General features: G+C 73.5%; 14 protein-coding genes and 6 tRNA genes. 11 read left to right on the top strand and 9 right to left on the bottom strand.

Annotated features, from left to right (window positions below; all coding sequences use genetic code 11):
- Nucleotides 1-120: 120 nt before the first annotated feature.
- The 3 genes from ACIRB4_RS13500 to ACIRB4_RS13490 all read left to right on the top strand — a co-directional run bounded on the left by ACIRB4_RS13500 (nucleotide 121) and on the right by ACIRB4_RS13490 (nucleotide 1,734).
- Nucleotides 121-288 (top strand): hypothetical protein, encoded by a 168-nt coding sequence (locus tag ACIRB4_RS13500; protein ID WP_403290781.1) that lies wholly within the window; start codon nucleotides 121-123, stop codon nucleotides 286-288.
- Between the two features lie 192 nt (nucleotides 289-480).
- Complete coding sequence (locus tag ACIRB4_RS13495) at nucleotides 481-1,410, top strand: phosphotransferase (RefSeq protein ID WP_403290779.1); 930 nt, start codon at nucleotides 481-483, stop codon at nucleotides 1,408-1,410.
- Nucleotides 1,411-1,449: 39 nt separating this feature from the next.
- Nucleotides 1,450-1,734, top strand: a complete 285-nt coding sequence (locus tag ACIRB4_RS13490) for a zf-TFIIB domain-containing protein (RefSeq protein WP_403290776.1) — start codon at nucleotides 1,450-1,452, stop codon at nucleotides 1,732-1,734.
- A gap of 69 nt (nucleotides 1,735-1,803) precedes the next feature.
- Here ACIRB4_RS13490 and ACIRB4_RS13485 read toward each other — a convergent pair.
- The 5 genes from ACIRB4_RS13485 to ACIRB4_RS13465 form a co-directional block, all read right to left on the bottom strand.
- A tRNA-Val gene (locus ACIRB4_RS13485) sits at nucleotides 1,804-1,878 on the bottom strand.
- A 41-nt stretch (nucleotides 1,879-1,919) separates the two neighbouring features.
- Nucleotides 1,920-1,991: transfer RNA gene (locus tag ACIRB4_RS13480), tRNA-Val, on the bottom strand.
- Nucleotides 1,992-2,026: 35 nt separating this feature from the next.
- A tRNA-Val gene (locus ACIRB4_RS13475) sits at nucleotides 2,027-2,098 on the bottom strand.
- A 1-nt stretch (nucleotide 2,099) separates the two neighbouring features.
- A tRNA-Cys gene (locus ACIRB4_RS13470) sits at nucleotides 2,100-2,173 on the bottom strand.
- 38 nt (nucleotides 2,174-2,211) lie between these two features.
- Nucleotides 2,212-2,284 (bottom strand) — tRNA-Gly (locus ACIRB4_RS13465).
- A 255-nt stretch (nucleotides 2,285-2,539) separates the two neighbouring features.
- On the opposite strand from ACIRB4_RS13465, the gene ACIRB4_RS13460 reads away from it, so the two are divergent.
- Genes ACIRB4_RS13460 through ACIRB4_RS13450 form a run of 3 tightly spaced genes read left to right on the top strand, consistent with a single transcriptional unit; the run spans nucleotide 2,540 to nucleotide 5,301 of the window.
- Nucleotides 2,540-3,592 (top strand): chorismate-binding protein, encoded by a 1,053-nt coding sequence (locus tag ACIRB4_RS13460; RefSeq protein WP_403290773.1) that lies wholly within the window; start codon nucleotides 2,540-2,542, stop codon nucleotides 3,590-3,592.
- Nucleotides 3,589-4,419 carry an aminotransferase class IV gene (locus ACIRB4_RS13455; RefSeq protein WP_403290770.1) on the top strand — a complete coding sequence of 277 codons (831 nt, stop codon included), beginning with the start codon at nucleotides 3,589-3,591 and terminating at the stop codon, nucleotides 4,417-4,419. Before ACIRB4_RS13460 ends, ACIRB4_RS13455 begins: the two co-directional genes overlap by 4 nt.
- A gap of 42 nt (nucleotides 4,420-4,461) precedes the next feature.
- Nucleotides 4,462-5,301 (top strand): GNAT family N-acetyltransferase, encoded by an 840-nt coding sequence (locus ACIRB4_RS13450; protein WP_403290767.1) that lies wholly within the window; start codon nucleotides 4,462-4,464, stop codon nucleotides 5,299-5,301.
- 24 nt (nucleotides 5,302-5,325) lie between these two features.
- Here ACIRB4_RS13450 and ACIRB4_RS13445 read toward each other — a convergent pair whose 3' ends face one another.
- On the bottom strand, nucleotides 5,326-5,862 hold the full coding sequence (locus tag ACIRB4_RS13445) for a DsbA family protein (protein ID WP_403290764.1): 537 nt from the start codon (nucleotides 5,860-5,862) through the stop codon (nucleotides 5,326-5,328).
- Between the two features lie 165 nt (nucleotides 5,863-6,027).
- Between ACIRB4_RS13445 and ACIRB4_RS13440 the strand changes: the two genes are divergently transcribed.
- Both ACIRB4_RS13440 and ACIRB4_RS13435 read left to right on the top strand, forming a co-directional pair.
- The gene (locus ACIRB4_RS13440; protein ID WP_403290761.1) at nucleotides 6,028-6,453 is read left to right on the top strand and encodes a hypothetical protein; all 426 of its coding nucleotides are present in this window, start codon (nucleotides 6,028-6,030) and stop codon (nucleotides 6,451-6,453) included.
- Nucleotides 6,454-6,560: 107 nt separating this feature from the next.
- A complete protein-coding gene (locus tag ACIRB4_RS13435) occupies nucleotides 6,561-6,713 on the top strand; it encodes a hypothetical protein (RefSeq protein WP_403290759.1) in 153 nt (50 codons plus the stop codon).
- A gap of 19 nt (nucleotides 6,714-6,732) precedes the next feature.
- Here the strand turns inward: ACIRB4_RS13435 and ACIRB4_RS13430 are convergent, their stop codons facing one another.
- Both ACIRB4_RS13430 and ACIRB4_RS13425 read right to left on the bottom strand, forming a co-directional pair.
- On the bottom strand, nucleotides 6,733-7,290 hold the full coding sequence (locus ACIRB4_RS13430; RefSeq protein WP_403290756.1) for a CGNR zinc finger domain-containing protein: 558 nt from the start codon (nucleotides 7,288-7,290) through the stop codon (nucleotides 6,733-6,735).
- A gap of 266 nt (nucleotides 7,291-7,556) precedes the next feature.
- Nucleotides 7,557-7,970: an SsgA family sporulation/cell division regulator gene (locus tag ACIRB4_RS13425; RefSeq protein ID WP_015032345.1), complete on the bottom strand. Its 414-nt coding sequence runs from the start codon at nucleotides 7,968-7,970 to the stop codon at nucleotides 7,557-7,559.
- Between the two features lie 190 nt (nucleotides 7,971-8,160).
- On the opposite strand from ACIRB4_RS13425, the gene ACIRB4_RS13420 reads away from it, so the two are divergent.
- Both ACIRB4_RS13420 and ACIRB4_RS13415 read left to right on the top strand, forming a co-directional pair.
- Nucleotides 8,161-8,583: a TIGR02611 family protein gene (locus ACIRB4_RS13420; protein WP_403290753.1), complete on the top strand. Its 423-nt coding sequence runs from the start codon at nucleotides 8,161-8,163 to the stop codon at nucleotides 8,581-8,583.
- A 55-nt stretch (nucleotides 8,584-8,638) separates the two neighbouring features.
- Nucleotides 8,639-8,713: transfer RNA gene (locus ACIRB4_RS13415), tRNA-Val, on the top strand.
- A gap of 70 nt (nucleotides 8,714-8,783) precedes the next feature.
- Here ACIRB4_RS13415 and ACIRB4_RS13410 read toward each other — a convergent pair.
- Nucleotides 8,784-11,429, bottom strand: a complete 2,646-nt coding sequence (locus ACIRB4_RS13410) for an SCO7613 C-terminal domain-containing membrane protein (RefSeq protein WP_403290751.1) — start codon at nucleotides 11,427-11,429, stop codon at nucleotides 8,784-8,786.
- A gap of 83 nt (nucleotides 11,430-11,512) precedes the next feature.
- Here ACIRB4_RS13410 and ACIRB4_RS13405 point away from each other — a divergent pair, with 83 nt between their 5' ends.
- The gene (locus tag ACIRB4_RS13405) at nucleotides 11,513-11,959 is read left to right on the top strand and encodes an SRPBCC family protein (protein WP_403290748.1); all 447 of its coding nucleotides are present in this window, start codon (nucleotides 11,513-11,515) and stop codon (nucleotides 11,957-11,959) included.
- Nucleotides 11,960-11,963: the final 4 nt, after the last annotated feature.

Raw genomic sequence — 11,963 nt, 5'->3', positions numbered from 1 at the left:
GTACGCGGGCATGACGTCCCGGCGGTGCCCGGTCCCTAGTGTTGAAGGCAAGCGGCGGGTGCAGCACTCGTCCCCCGAGGTCAGACACCCGCCGCTGTCAGACACGACAGGAGAGGACCCATGGCGTACACGGCACCGCGGATGAACACCCGCCCTTCGAGCCGGCGTCACCCCTTGGTGGCGACCGCCATGGTCCTCCCTCTCGCGACCCTGCTCGTGGTCGTCTTCGGCGGCTGGGACGCGGTGGTCACTCAGGCGTCGTCCGTGGGCGTGATGCTGGGGCGCTGAGCGGCGCCCCGGACCCGGGAGAGCGGCCCGGGTCGGGACATCCGGCCGACAACCCCGTGGGGACGGGGGTACGGCGGACGGCAGCGTGTGGCCGGTCAGCTGGGGAGCTGACCGGCCCTCGCGCTTTTCCCCGCCGCGGATCCGGCGAGGCTTCCGGACAGGACCTGTACGGACCCGGCGTACGCTCCCCAGGTGCTCGCACCCGATCTCGACCTGCTGCGCTCCCTCGCGCGCGAAGCCGCCCACGCGCAGTCCACTCGCTGCGCCTGCCCCCACGCGGTCCTCGCCGACCGCGAGGACGGCACCGTCGTGCGGCACGGCCGCCTCGTCCTCAAGGCGCACGCGCCCGGCACCGGCGGTGAGGATCATCGCGCGCGGATCGCGGTGGCCGCGGACGCCCGGCTCCGGGACGTCCTCCTCCCACCCCTCGCCCACCCCGGCCGCACCATCGAGGGCCGCCCCCTCACCGCCTGGCCCTACGGCACCCCCGTCGACCCGGGCGACCCCGACGCGGCCCCCTGGGAGGACGCGGCCCGCCTCCTGGCCCGCCTGCACCGGACCGCGCCTCCCGCCGGCCTTCCGCCCATGCGCGCCCCCGCCAAGGCCGCCCTGGCCGTCGAGCGGATGTGCCGGGCGGACGCCGCACCCCGCTCCGCCGTCGACACCGTCCTGCGCGCCTGGAGCACCGTGCCGCAGGCGCCCGCCGCCCCTTCCGGCCTCCTCTGCCACGGCGACTTCCACCTCGGCCAGCTGGTGCGCGAACCGGGCACGCCCGACGGACGCTGGCTGCTCATCGACGTCGACGACCTCGGCGTGGGCGACCCCGCCTGGGACCTGGCCCGCCCCGCCGCCTGGTTCGCCGCGGGCATCCTCCCCCCGGAGGTCTGGGCCCGGTTCCTCGGCGCGTACCAGGCCGAAGGCGGTCCGGCCGCCCCCTTCGACGACCCCTGGGCCGCGCTGGACCTCCCTGCCCGCGCGCTGACCGTCCAGGCCGCCGCGCTCGCCCTCGCCAAGGCCGCCACCGAGAACCGCCCCCTCGACGAGGTCGAGGAAGTGATGATCGACACCTGTGCCCGAATAGGCGCCGGACGAACCGAGTTGGCCCCGCCCGCGTCCGCATAGAGTGAAAGCATCATCCGAACGGCAGGGAGTTGAGCCGACATGCAGTGCCCCAAGTGCCATGCAGCGATGCACACGTACAACCGCAATGGCGTCCAGATCGAGCAGTGCAGCGGCTGCCGCGGGATATTCCTCGACTACGGCGAGCTGGAGTCCCTGACCCGGCTCGAGTCCCAGTGGGTCCAGCAGGCCCCGCCCGCCCCGGCGCCGCCGGCCTACCCGGCCCAGCCCGCCCCCGCGGCCCCCGCCTGGGGCGCCCCGCACGGCGGCCACCACGGCGGTCACTACCGCCAGCGCGGCTTCGGCCGGATGCTCTTCTCCTCCTGACGAGGCCCGGCCCTCCCCAGGGACACGAAGAAGCCCCCGGCTGCCAGAGGCGCCGGGGGCTTCATCATGTGGTGCGCGATACTGGGATTGAACCAGTGACCTCTTCCGTGTCAGGGAAGCGCTCTCCCGCTGAGCTAATCGCGCGGGCCGGTCCCGAACCATACAGGACCAGGGGTTTTACTGCGTGCGCGATACTGGGATTGAACCAGTGACCTCTTCCGTGTCAGGGAAGCGCTCTCCCGCTGAGCTAATCGCGCGGGGATCCTTGCGGACCGAGATCCTTACGGATCAGTGGACGATACTGGGATTGAACCAGTGACCTCTTCCGTGTCAGGGAAGCGCTCTCCCGCTGAGCTAATCGTCCTTGGAGGTGGAGACGGGATTTGAACCCGTGTAGACGGCTTTGCAGGCCGTTGCCTCGCCTCTCGGCCACTCCACCAGGAGTGAGACGGGGGTTCGGGAAGATCCCCCACATCGAGCGGACGACGAGATTCGAACTCGCGACCCTCACCTTGGCAAGGTGATGCTCTACCAACTGAGCCACGTCCGCTTGTCGTTTCCGATCCGCTTGCGCGTCCCGGCGACGTGTTGAACTCTAGCGGATTCCCGGGCCAGTACAAAAACGCGTTTCCGCAGCGTGCTGAGCTGCGCGCTTGCCCACGCACCCGGCCGGGGGTCCGGAAGCGTTCGCGTCGCGTTCACTCCCCGTGTCCCCGACGTGGCTCCCCGCCCTCACCCGCTCCCGATCGCGCGCCCCCACGCACGCCCCCGACGTCGCCCCCGCGCCCGCCCTAGACTCGCACCCGTGCACGACCTCGTTCCCCTGGCCCGCTTCGGCGGCCTCGTCGCGACCGACCTGCGGGATGTCACCCATGACCCCGAGGCCCTCGACTCCGCCGGCTTCTGGGCCGTCTCCGCGGACTTCGAGGGCCGTCTGACCTGCGCCCGCTTCGGTGACGTGCGGCCGGACCCCGTTCCCGCCCCGGTGCCGGGAGCCTGGCGCGGCCCCGCCGTCGGTGACTGGACGTCCTCGCTCGACCGCGCCGCGTACACCGCGGGCGTCCGGCGGATCCGCGAGCACATCGCGCGCGGCGAGGTCTACCAGGCCAATCTCTGCCGCGTGATGTCCGCCCCGCTTCCGGAGCCGGAGACCGCCGACGTCGACGCCCTCACCGCACTGCTCGCGCGCGGCAACCCCGCTCCGTACGCCGGAACGATTCGCCTCCCCGCCCACGGCGTCGAGATCGCCACCGCGTCCCCGGAGCTCTATCTGCGGCGCGACGGCCGCGCCGTCGAGTCCGGCCCCATCAAGGGCACCGGGCGGACCGCCGAGGACCTCCTGGAGAAGGACCACGCCGAGAACGTGATGATCGTGGACCTCGTACGGAACGACCTCGGCCGCGTCTGCGCCACCGGGTCCGTCAGCGTCCCCGAGCTCTGCGCCGTCGAGCCACACCCGGGCCTGGTCCACCTCGTCTCCACCGTCCGCGGTGAGCTCGACGCGGCGGCGGGCTGGTCGGAGCTGCTCGACGCCACCTTCCCGCCCGGGTCCGTCACGGGCGCCCCCAAGTCCAGCGCCCTGCGGATCATCGCGGCCCTGGAGACCGCCCCACGCGGCCCGTACTGCGGCGGCGTCGGCTGGGTCGACGCCGACCGCCGCACCGCCGAGCTCGCCGTCGGGATACGCACCTTCTGGATCGACCGCGCCGACGGCGTGCTCCGCTTCGGCACCGGCGCGGGCATCACCTGGGGCTCCGACCCCGAGCGCGAGTGGGCGGAGACCGAATTGAAGGCGTCCCGCCTGCTGGCGGTAGCGTCGGGCACGTACGAGGCGAGCGGAAAGGCCATTTCTCGATGAAACTCTGGGTCAACGGCGGACTGTACGACGCGGCGGAAGCCCGGGTGTCCGTACTGGACCACGGCCTGACCGTCGGCGACGGCGTCTTCGAAACGGTCAAGGCGGAGCGCGGCGAGACCTTCGCGCTCACCCTGCACCTGGAGCGCCTCACCCGCTCCGCGCGCGGCCTGGGCCTGCCCGACCCCGACCTCGACGAGATCCGGCGCGCCTGCGCCGCCGTCCTGGAGGCCAACCCGATGGAGCTCGGCCGGCTCCGCATCACCTACACCGGCGGAATCTCCCCGCTCGGCTCCGAGCGCGGCGACGCCGGCACCGGACTCGTGGTCGCGCTCGGCGAGACCGGCCGCCGCCCCGACGCCACCGCCGTCGTCACCGTCCCCTGGACCCGCAACGAGCGCTCCGCGCTCACCGGCCTGAAGACCACCTCGTACGCCGAGAACGTCGTCGCGCTGGCCAGGGCGCGCGAACAGGGCGCCTCCGAGGCGCTGTTCGCCAACACCGTCGGGCGGCTCTGCGAGGGCACCGGCTCCAACGTCTTCGTCGTGCTCGACGGCCGGATCCACACCCCGCCTGTCTCCTCCGGCTGCCTCGCGGGCATCACCCGCGCCCTCGCCGTGGAGTGGACCGGCGCCGAGGAGACCGACCTCCCGCTGGACGTCCTGGACAGCGCCGAGGAGATCTTCCTGACCTCGACCCTCCGCGACATCCAGGCCGTCCACCGCGTCGACGGACGCGAGCTGCCCGGCGCGCCCGGTCCCGTCACCGCCAAGGCGATGCGGGTCTTCGACGAGCGGGCGGCCGCTGACCGGGACCCGGGCCTCGCGTAAAAACGGATGACGGGTGGCCGTCAGGTGGGTACAACACCCCTGATGACCACCACCCTGCGGCCGGCCGGGCCGCTCCAGCAGACCCCCGACGGCGGCCGTTCACGCACCTACGACGTGTGCGTGAACAGCCGTCGCGTCGGCTCGGTCCACCTCACCACCGCACGCGGCTTCGGCGCCGCGTCCGGTGTGATCGAGGATCTGAACATCGACGAGAGGGACCGCCGCCGCGGCCGGGGCACCGTCGCCGCGCTCGCCGCCGAGGAGGTGCTCCGCGGCTGGGGCTGCCGCGACATCCGGATCTCCGTCCCCGCCGGCGCCGAGGCGGCGCTGCGGATGGCCACGGCCCTCGGCTACGTCGAACGCAGCCGCAACATGGACAAGGAGCTGCCGGGGGAGCCCCCCGCGCTCCCGCCGGACGTCGAGATCCGCCCCATGACCGAGGCGGAGTACGTGCCGTGGGAGGCGAAGGCCAAGGAGGACTTCGCGCGGAGCTGGATCGAGCGCGGCGTACCGGAGGACCGGGCACGCGCCAAGGCCGAGGCGAGCCACCGCGAGAACCTGCCGCGTGGCCTGGCCACTCCCGGCGTCGCGATCCATGTGGTGGTGCGCGACGGGCAGGTCGCCGGGCGGCTGTGGACCGGACGGCGCGAGCTGGGCCCCGGGCGGAACGCGGCGTACGTGTACGACATCGAGGTCGCCGAGGCCCATCGCGGCCGCGGCCTGGGCCGCGCGCTGATGCTGCTCGCCGAACGCGTCGCCCTCGACGCCGGGGAGCGCCTGCTCGGACTCCATGTCTTCTCCGACAACACCCCGGCGCTCCGCCTCTACGAGTCGCTGGGCTACCGCACCACGCACGTCAACAGCTACAAGCCGCTGCTCTAGGACCTGCCATCCAGGACCCGTCCTCTAGGACCTGTCCGCGCCGGCGTCGGTGAGGAGGCGGTCGACGATGTCCTCGATGCGCTCGCGCAGGCCGTCCTGGCTCTTGCCGCCGTCGAGACGCGTCCCGGCGACGACATAGGTGGGGGTGCCGGTGACCTTGATCGCCTTGCCCTCCGCCTGGTCGGCGTCGACGACCAGCAGATGCCGGCCGTCGATCAGCGCGGTGTCGAACTCCTCCGCGTCCAGACCGAGTTCGCGCGCCACCTCCAGCAGTACGGGCTCGCCCCGCTCGCCGAGCTCCGCGGTCCTGGCCAGCAGCGCCTCCGCGTACGGCCAGCCCTGGCCCTGCTCGGCCGCCTCCTCGGCGGCCTGGGCGGCGGCGTACGCGTGCTTGTGCTTCTCCAGCGGGAAGTGCCGCAGCCGTACGTCGACGCGCTCGCCGTACTTCTCGCGCAGCGCGCGCACGTCGTCGAGGGCGCGGAAGCAGTCGGGGCACTGAAGATCGAACCAAGCCTCCAGGACGACGGGGGAGGAGGCGGACGCGGTGGTGGAGTCACTCATGGGAGCAGTCTTCCAGCCCGTGCGGCCTCGCCCAACCGGGACCTGGGGAGGAGATCGCGCCCCGGCGACCCGGAGATCTCCCTGACGTCCGCCCGGAAGATGGCCGCGGGCCGCCCCGCCGGTGCAGGATGGAAGGGACGTTTCGCACGGCGCCGGGAGGATCGCATGCTTGCCGAGACCATCTGTTCCGCGGTGTCCGCGGCAGGCTTGGGCATCGCCGCGATCACGGCGTACCGCAAGCGCTTCCTCACCGCGGCCAGAATCGCCGCGTACGCCCTCGTGCCCGTCGGTCTGGTGATGACCGGCGCCGTGGAGTGGCTCGCCAGGACGGCCTTCAGCCCCATGGCGTGGGTCGGGTTCGGTGTGCTCGGCGTGGCGTGGCTGCTGTTCACGACCACCCGGGCCGTCGAGCGGCGCAGAGCCGGCCGTAAGGAGGCCGTCGGTGAGGGGCGGGGTGAGGCCGTCGCGCCCGCCGCCTCCGCTCCCTCGCTCGGCGGGGGGCAGCGTGGCGCGCCCCCGACGTCGCGGGCCACCACGGGCGGGGACGACTTCAGCGACATCGAGGCGATCTTGAAGAAGCACGGGATCTGACCCCGGCCCCCGGCCTGGGGCACGTCCACGGAATGGGATGAACCGGCCTCGGCGAGGGGCGTGTTGCGGGCGGTCCCGGCCGGGGACTACGCCATGATCACCCCGACATGCTCGAGACCTCGCGGGATCATGCCCCCGCCCCCACCGAAGAGCCGCGCGGCTGTCTGTTCGCGCTCTCCCAGCCGCCGCTGATGATCTTCCTCGCGGTGATCGGCTGCCTGATCCTGATGGCCGCCGTGCACGACCTGTTCCTGCTGTGAGCGGACGGCCGGCGGCGGCTCAGCCGGCCGCTTCCTTGCGGCGCGCCCGGTACGCCGCGACGTGCAGCCGGTTACCGCAGGTGCGGCTGTCGCAGTAGCGGCGGGAGCGGTTGCGGGAGAGGTCGACGAAGGCCCGGCCGCAGTCGGGTGCCTCGCAGCGCCGCAGCCGCTCCTGTTCGCCCGCGACGACGATGAACGCCAGCGCCATGCCGCAGTCCGCGCCGAGATGGTGGGCGATCGAGGCGCCCGGCGCGAAGTAGTGCACGTGCCAGTCGTAGCCGTCGTGGTCGGTGAGCTGCGGAGTGGTGCCCGCCGCGGCCACCAGCTGGTTGATGAGCGTGGCCGCGATCCGGGCGTCCGGCGCGGCGAAGACGGCCGCGAACCTGCCGCGCAGCTCCCGCACGGCCTTGAGGTCGTGCGCGCCGAGCTCCCCCACGTCGCTGATGTCGTGGGCCCGTACGAAGGCGTGCAGCGCCTGGAGGTCCTGGAGTTCGTCGTCACGGTCGCCCTGCGGGGCGGTGTTCATCAGATCGACGACGGTGTCGAGGGCGATCCGGGTGTCGTGGGGGATCAGCACGATTCGCTCCCTGGCCGGCTGCGGGCGGGTGCCCGCGGAATTGCGCTGACTCTAGCGGCTCGGTCGCGAGCGGCCGGGAGGGGTCCGAAAGCGGGCCGGAAGGGGGCCGAAACCGTGCCGTGACCGGCCGGCGCGAGCCGGGAAAAGGGCATCGGCGCCCTCGCCGCGCCGGATACGCGGTGAGGACGCCGATGTCGGCCGTATGGGGTTGTCCGCGCGGCGCCGTCGCCCCGAGTCGGACGGCGCCGTGCGGCTCTCGGGCTGGCTCAGCTGTCGGCCAGGATGTGGGAGAGCTCCGTGTCGAGGTCGAAGTGCCGGTGCTCGGTGCCCGGTGGCACGGCGGCGTCGGTCCGCTTCAGGAACGACTCCAGGGCCCTCGCCGGGGCCTCGAGCAGGGCTTCGCCCTCGGGAGAGCTCAACGCGATGCAGACGACGCCCTGACCGTGACTGCGGGACGGCCAGACTCGGACGTCGCCGGTGCCGGTGGGCCGGTGCAGCCCCTCGGCGAGAAGGTCGCGGGCGAAGACCCATTCGACCGTCTCCTCGGCTCCGGTGTGGAAGGTGGCGTGCACGGCATACGGATCGGCCGTGTCATACCGCAGGCCCGCTGGTACAGGCAGTGAGGACTCGCTCGACACAACGAGGCGCAGGTGCAGCTCGCAGCTGACCGTGGTGTTCATAAGCGCCAGGGCCTTTCGCTCAGTGTGCGCTCGGGGATTCGCACGTCGGCGAAATCGACATGCCACCTACGGTGCCGTTGTAAACCCCTCTGTCTGTTTTGTGATCGTTCAGGTAGCTCGTATGGGCCTGGGTGACTATGGGTAATACGGCCATTCGGGTGAGAGTCGTGAATCCGGTAGGTTGGAGTCCATGAATGCGGAGAGTGACGAGCGCACCGGGGAGCCCGCGGCCGACGGGGAACCGGAGCTGGGATCCCGGGCCCCGGAGTTCATCAAGGCCCGCCGGACCCTGCATCTGAGCTGGCAGGTCGGCGTCTTCATCGTGGGACTCGCCGTGGTCGGCACCGGCATCGTGATGCTGCCGCTGCCGGGCCCCGGCTGGCTGGTGATCTTCGGCGGTATGGCGATCTGGGCGACCGAGTTCGTCTGGGCACAGCTCGTGCTCCGCTGGACGAAGCGGAAGGTGACCGAGGCCGCCCAGCGCGCCCTCGACCCCAAGGTCCGCCGTCGCAACGTCATCCTCACGACCGTGGGCCTCGTCATCGTCGCCGTGCTCGTCGCGATCTACCTCTGGAAAGTCGGCTTCGTCATGCCGTGGAAGATCGACCGGTGACCCCGTAGCCGGTCGAACGCACCCGCTGACATGCGGTAATGTTTGCGGTGCGCCCGGGCGATTAGCTCAGTGGGAGAGCGCTTCGTTCACACCGAAGAGGTCACTGGTTCGAACCCAGTATCGCCCACCACCCGGACCGAAGGCCCGGAGACCGCAGAGGTCTCCGGGCCTTCGGCGTTCCCGCTCGCGGCCGTCAGCGCTCAGCGCATCCGGCTCAGCCGCTCCCGGAGCCGGCGGGCGTCCCGCAGCCGCTGCTCGTACGTCGCGCCCACGCCCAGGAGCAGCAGGCCCGCCAGCGCCGGCGGCAGCCAGCGGGGCAGCGCCCCCACGGCCTGCACCACGTACGGCGCCAGCTCGTGCAGCCCGTCCAGAGCCAGGGTCGCGCCGCCCAGCACCAGCAGCGCCTGGAGCCGGAACCGGGCGCCCAGGAGCGTCACGCCGAGCGCGGCCACGCCGAGCAGCAGGGGGCGCACCCAGTCGGGATCCGTCCAGGCCACGAAGAGACTCGGCGCCAGGGTCGCCGCCAGACCGGGGCCGTACGCCGTCCAGGAGGACGCCTCGGCGTCGCGGCGGCGCCGCAGCGCACCCACCACCAGCGCGGGCACGGTGACCGGCAGTGTGTACGCCTCGGGCGTCTCCACGTCCGACGCCGCGAGCCGGACCCAGGTCGCCAGGAGGAACAGCACCGCGGCCGTCCACGAGGCGAACCGGCGCCGCTCCGGACGTACCGCCGTCGCCGCCGCGATCACACCGCCCAGGGCGAGGAAGAGCGCCAGCACCGCCGGCGCGGAGATCGCGAAACCGAGCGCGAGCAGCCCCACGGCCGCGCCGGTGACCTCCACGCACACCGCGAGCGGGTGCCGGCCGAGCCGCGCGCCGACGGCCGCCGTTGCCGCCGGGACCACGAGCAGTGCCAGTGCCGTGTGCCGGTCCGGGAACCCCGCGGCCGCCGCCGCGGCGAGGACGAGCCCGGTCGCCGCGCCCACCGCGACGCACGCCGCCACGGCACGCCGGTCGCCGTCGCCGAGGAAGGACCCGGCCGTGAACAGGCCGAGGAGCAGAGCCAGCACCGCGAACGTCGCGCCCCGCGTGTCCAGGGCCACCGCGACAGCGCCGAACGCCGACGCGAGAGCGCAGACGAGCGCGCTCCGGGCGGCCACATCCCGGGGCGGCACGGAAGGCCGCCGGGTGAGCCCGGTGGCCGGGCCCGGCCAGGATCCCCACCCGCCCCACGGCGCCGCCGACGGGGTCGGAGGAACGCCGCCACCCGCCTGATCGGCCGCGGCGGCCGGACCGGAGAGGGGCGTGCTGCCACCGGCCGCCTCCGCCCCCGCCTCCACCGCGGTCGCGGACTCGGCCGATGCCACCGGTCCGCCGTCGCCGGCCTCCCGGGCGGCGGACGGCGCCGGGCCGTGTGCCGTGCCGTCCGTCCCGGCCGCTGCCTCGCCGGACGACGGGCGCGCAGCCGAGGGCACCCGCACCCCGCGCGTCAGGAGGTCCGGGCGGACCGACAGGTACAGGGCCGCCGCCGTCGTCCCCAACTGGAGCGTCAGCGCCAGGCCGTACGGCAGGTCCAGGGAGAGCGGCAGGACCGTCAGGACCGCCCAGGCCAGGAGCAGGGCGCCGCAGCGGGCCCAGAGCCGCGGCACGGCGCTGACGGCCGCCGCGGCGATCAGCAGGACCAGCGGGGCCGTCGCCGGATACGAGGAGAGCGTCGGCTCCACGTGCACGCCCGACCACACCTCCGTCGTCCGCGCCGCCGGAGCCAGCAGCGCCGCCCCCACCGGAGGCAGCGCCCACGCCACACCCAGTGCCAGCACCGCCGCTCCTGCGCTCGCCAGGCCCCGCCTCACCGCACGCGGCGCCGCCGACCGCAGCGCCGACGCCACGGCCACCGCGCACAGCACGTACCCCGGCACCTGCCAGTCGCCCGGCAGCACCGCGCGCAGCACACCGCCCGCCGCCGCGATCACCGCGAGACCCGCCACCACCGAGGCCGCCGTCGCCACCGGAGCCGACCGCCACGCCAGGTACAGCGCCACCGCCGCGCCGGCCAGCAGCAGCGCGCCCGCCGGAACCGCCGACGTGAGCGACAGCAGGCCACCCGTCAGCAGAGCCCAGCCCCCCAGCACACCGCCGCCGGCACCCGCCGTGATCCGTACCGCCACGGGCTTCGCCCGGAGCGCCGGCACCAGATCCGCCGCGGCCGTCGCGAGCGCCGCCCAGGCCAGCGCGAGCGGACCCCCGCCCGCCGCCAGAACACCGAGCGGCAACGGCAGTTGAGCCGCCACCACCGCCACCGGCAACGGAATCCGCAGCCGCCCGAGCGCCGAACCGTACGCCGTCCACGCGCCCGCGAGCACCGCCGACGCCACCGCCGCGTACCCCAGGCCGTCCGTGTCCGGCAGCGCCACCCGGTGCAGCGCGTACGCGTCGAGCACCATCAGGGCCAGCGCGAGCGCCGCCACCGCCTCCGCCGTGGAGACGAGCCCCCGGCGCAGCAGCGCGACCGGGGCGCCGAGCGCCGCCGACGTGACCGCGAACAGCACGGCCGCGCGGCCGCCGATGCCCATCGAGCCCCAGCTGACCAGGGTGAAGGCGACCGCCGCGATCGTCAGCAGGGCCCCGCCGAGGGTCAGCAGCACGTTCTGCGCGCTGCGCGGCGTGGAGTCCGGTCGCGGCGCCGCCGCCCACGGAGCCGTCGGCGCGGGGCCCGCGACGGGCGGGTGCAGCAGCTGCAGCAGCCAGGAGCGGCGGGCCAGCAACTGGGCCCGTCGTGCGTCGAGTTGGGCCAGCTCGCGATCGACGAGCCGCAGCTCGTCCGCGGGCGGCAAAGGAGTGTTCATACCGGGAGTGTGGCCCCGGACACACTTTCGGACCATGCGCGCGCGTACTCAGATATGGGCGTGAGTACGTACACACTGGGGGCATGGACCGGTACCACTACCGCTTTCGCAGCGTCTGGCGCCTGGCGGCTCCGCCCGAGGCGGTCTACGCCGTCCTCGAGCGCGGCGAGGACTACCCCCTGTGGTGGCCCCAGGTCCGCGAGGTCGTCCCCGTCGACGACACCACCGGCACCGCCCGCTTCCGCTCCTTCCTGCCGTACGACCTCGTCGTCACCGTCGAGGCCCGGCACAGCGACCCCGTCGACCACGTCCTGGAGGCCGGACTCAGCGGCGATCTGGAGGGCTGGGTCCGCTGGACCCTCACCGCGCACGGCTCGGGCACCCGCGTGCTCTACGAGCAGGAGGTCGAGATCCGCAGCCCCCTGATGCGCCGGCTCGCCGTGCCCGCGCGGCCCCTCTTCCGCGCCAACCACGCCCTGATGATGCGCGGCGGACGGCGCGGGCTCGCCGCGCGACTGCGTCCGGTTTGAAGGA

The sequence above is a fragment of the Streptomyces sp. NPDC093600 genome (assembly GCF_044764755.1).
In the GTDB taxonomy this organism is placed as follows: Bacteria; Actinomycetota; Actinomycetes; order Streptomycetales; family Streptomycetaceae; genus Streptomyces.
The sequence above is the reverse complement of the archived record's forward strand: the minus strand, read 5'-3'. Positions and strand labels throughout refer to the sequence as shown.

What these genes read in the sequence shown, in the direction of transcription:
- ACIRB4_RS13425 (WP_015032345.1), bottom strand. Translation starts at nt 7,970, where the DNA reads ATGAACACCACGGTCAGCTGCGAGCTGCACCTGCGCCTCGTTGTGTCG.
- ACIRB4_RS13455 (WP_403290770.1), top strand. Translation starts at nt 3,589, where the DNA reads ATGAAACTCTGGGTCAACGGCGGACTGTACGACGCGGCGGAAGCCCGG.
- ACIRB4_RS13440 (WP_403290761.1), top strand. Translation starts at nt 6,028, where the DNA reads ATGCTTGCCGAGACCATCTGTTCCGCGGTGTCCGCGGCAGGCTTGGGC.
- ACIRB4_RS13420 (WP_403290753.1), top strand. Translation starts at nt 8,161, where the DNA reads ATGAATGCGGAGAGTGACGAGCGCACCGGGGAGCCCGCGGCCGACGGG.
- ACIRB4_RS13405 (WP_403290748.1), top strand. Translation starts at nt 11,513, where the DNA reads ATGGACCGGTACCACTACCGCTTTCGCAGCGTCTGGCGCCTGGCGGCT.
- ACIRB4_RS13435 (WP_403290759.1), top strand. Translation starts at nt 6,561, where the DNA reads ATGCTCGAGACCTCGCGGGATCATGCCCCCGCCCCCACCGAAGAGCCG.
- ACIRB4_RS13410 (WP_403290751.1), bottom strand. Translation starts at nt 11,429, where the DNA reads ATGAACACTCCTTTGCCGCCCGCGGACGAGCTGCGGCTCGTCGATCGC.
- ACIRB4_RS13490 (WP_403290776.1), top strand. Translation starts at nt 1,450, where the DNA reads ATGCAGTGCCCCAAGTGCCATGCAGCGATGCACACGTACAACCGCAAT.
- ACIRB4_RS13445 (WP_403290764.1), bottom strand. Translation starts at nt 5,862, where the DNA reads ATGAGTGACTCCACCACCGCGTCCGCCTCCTCCCCCGTCGTCCTGGAG.
- ACIRB4_RS13450 (WP_403290767.1), top strand. Translation starts at nt 4,462, where the DNA reads ATGACCACCACCCTGCGGCCGGCCGGGCCGCTCCAGCAGACCCCCGAC.
- ACIRB4_RS13500 (WP_403290781.1), top strand. Translation starts at nt 121, where the DNA reads ATGGCGTACACGGCACCGCGGATGAACACCCGCCCTTCGAGCCGGCGT.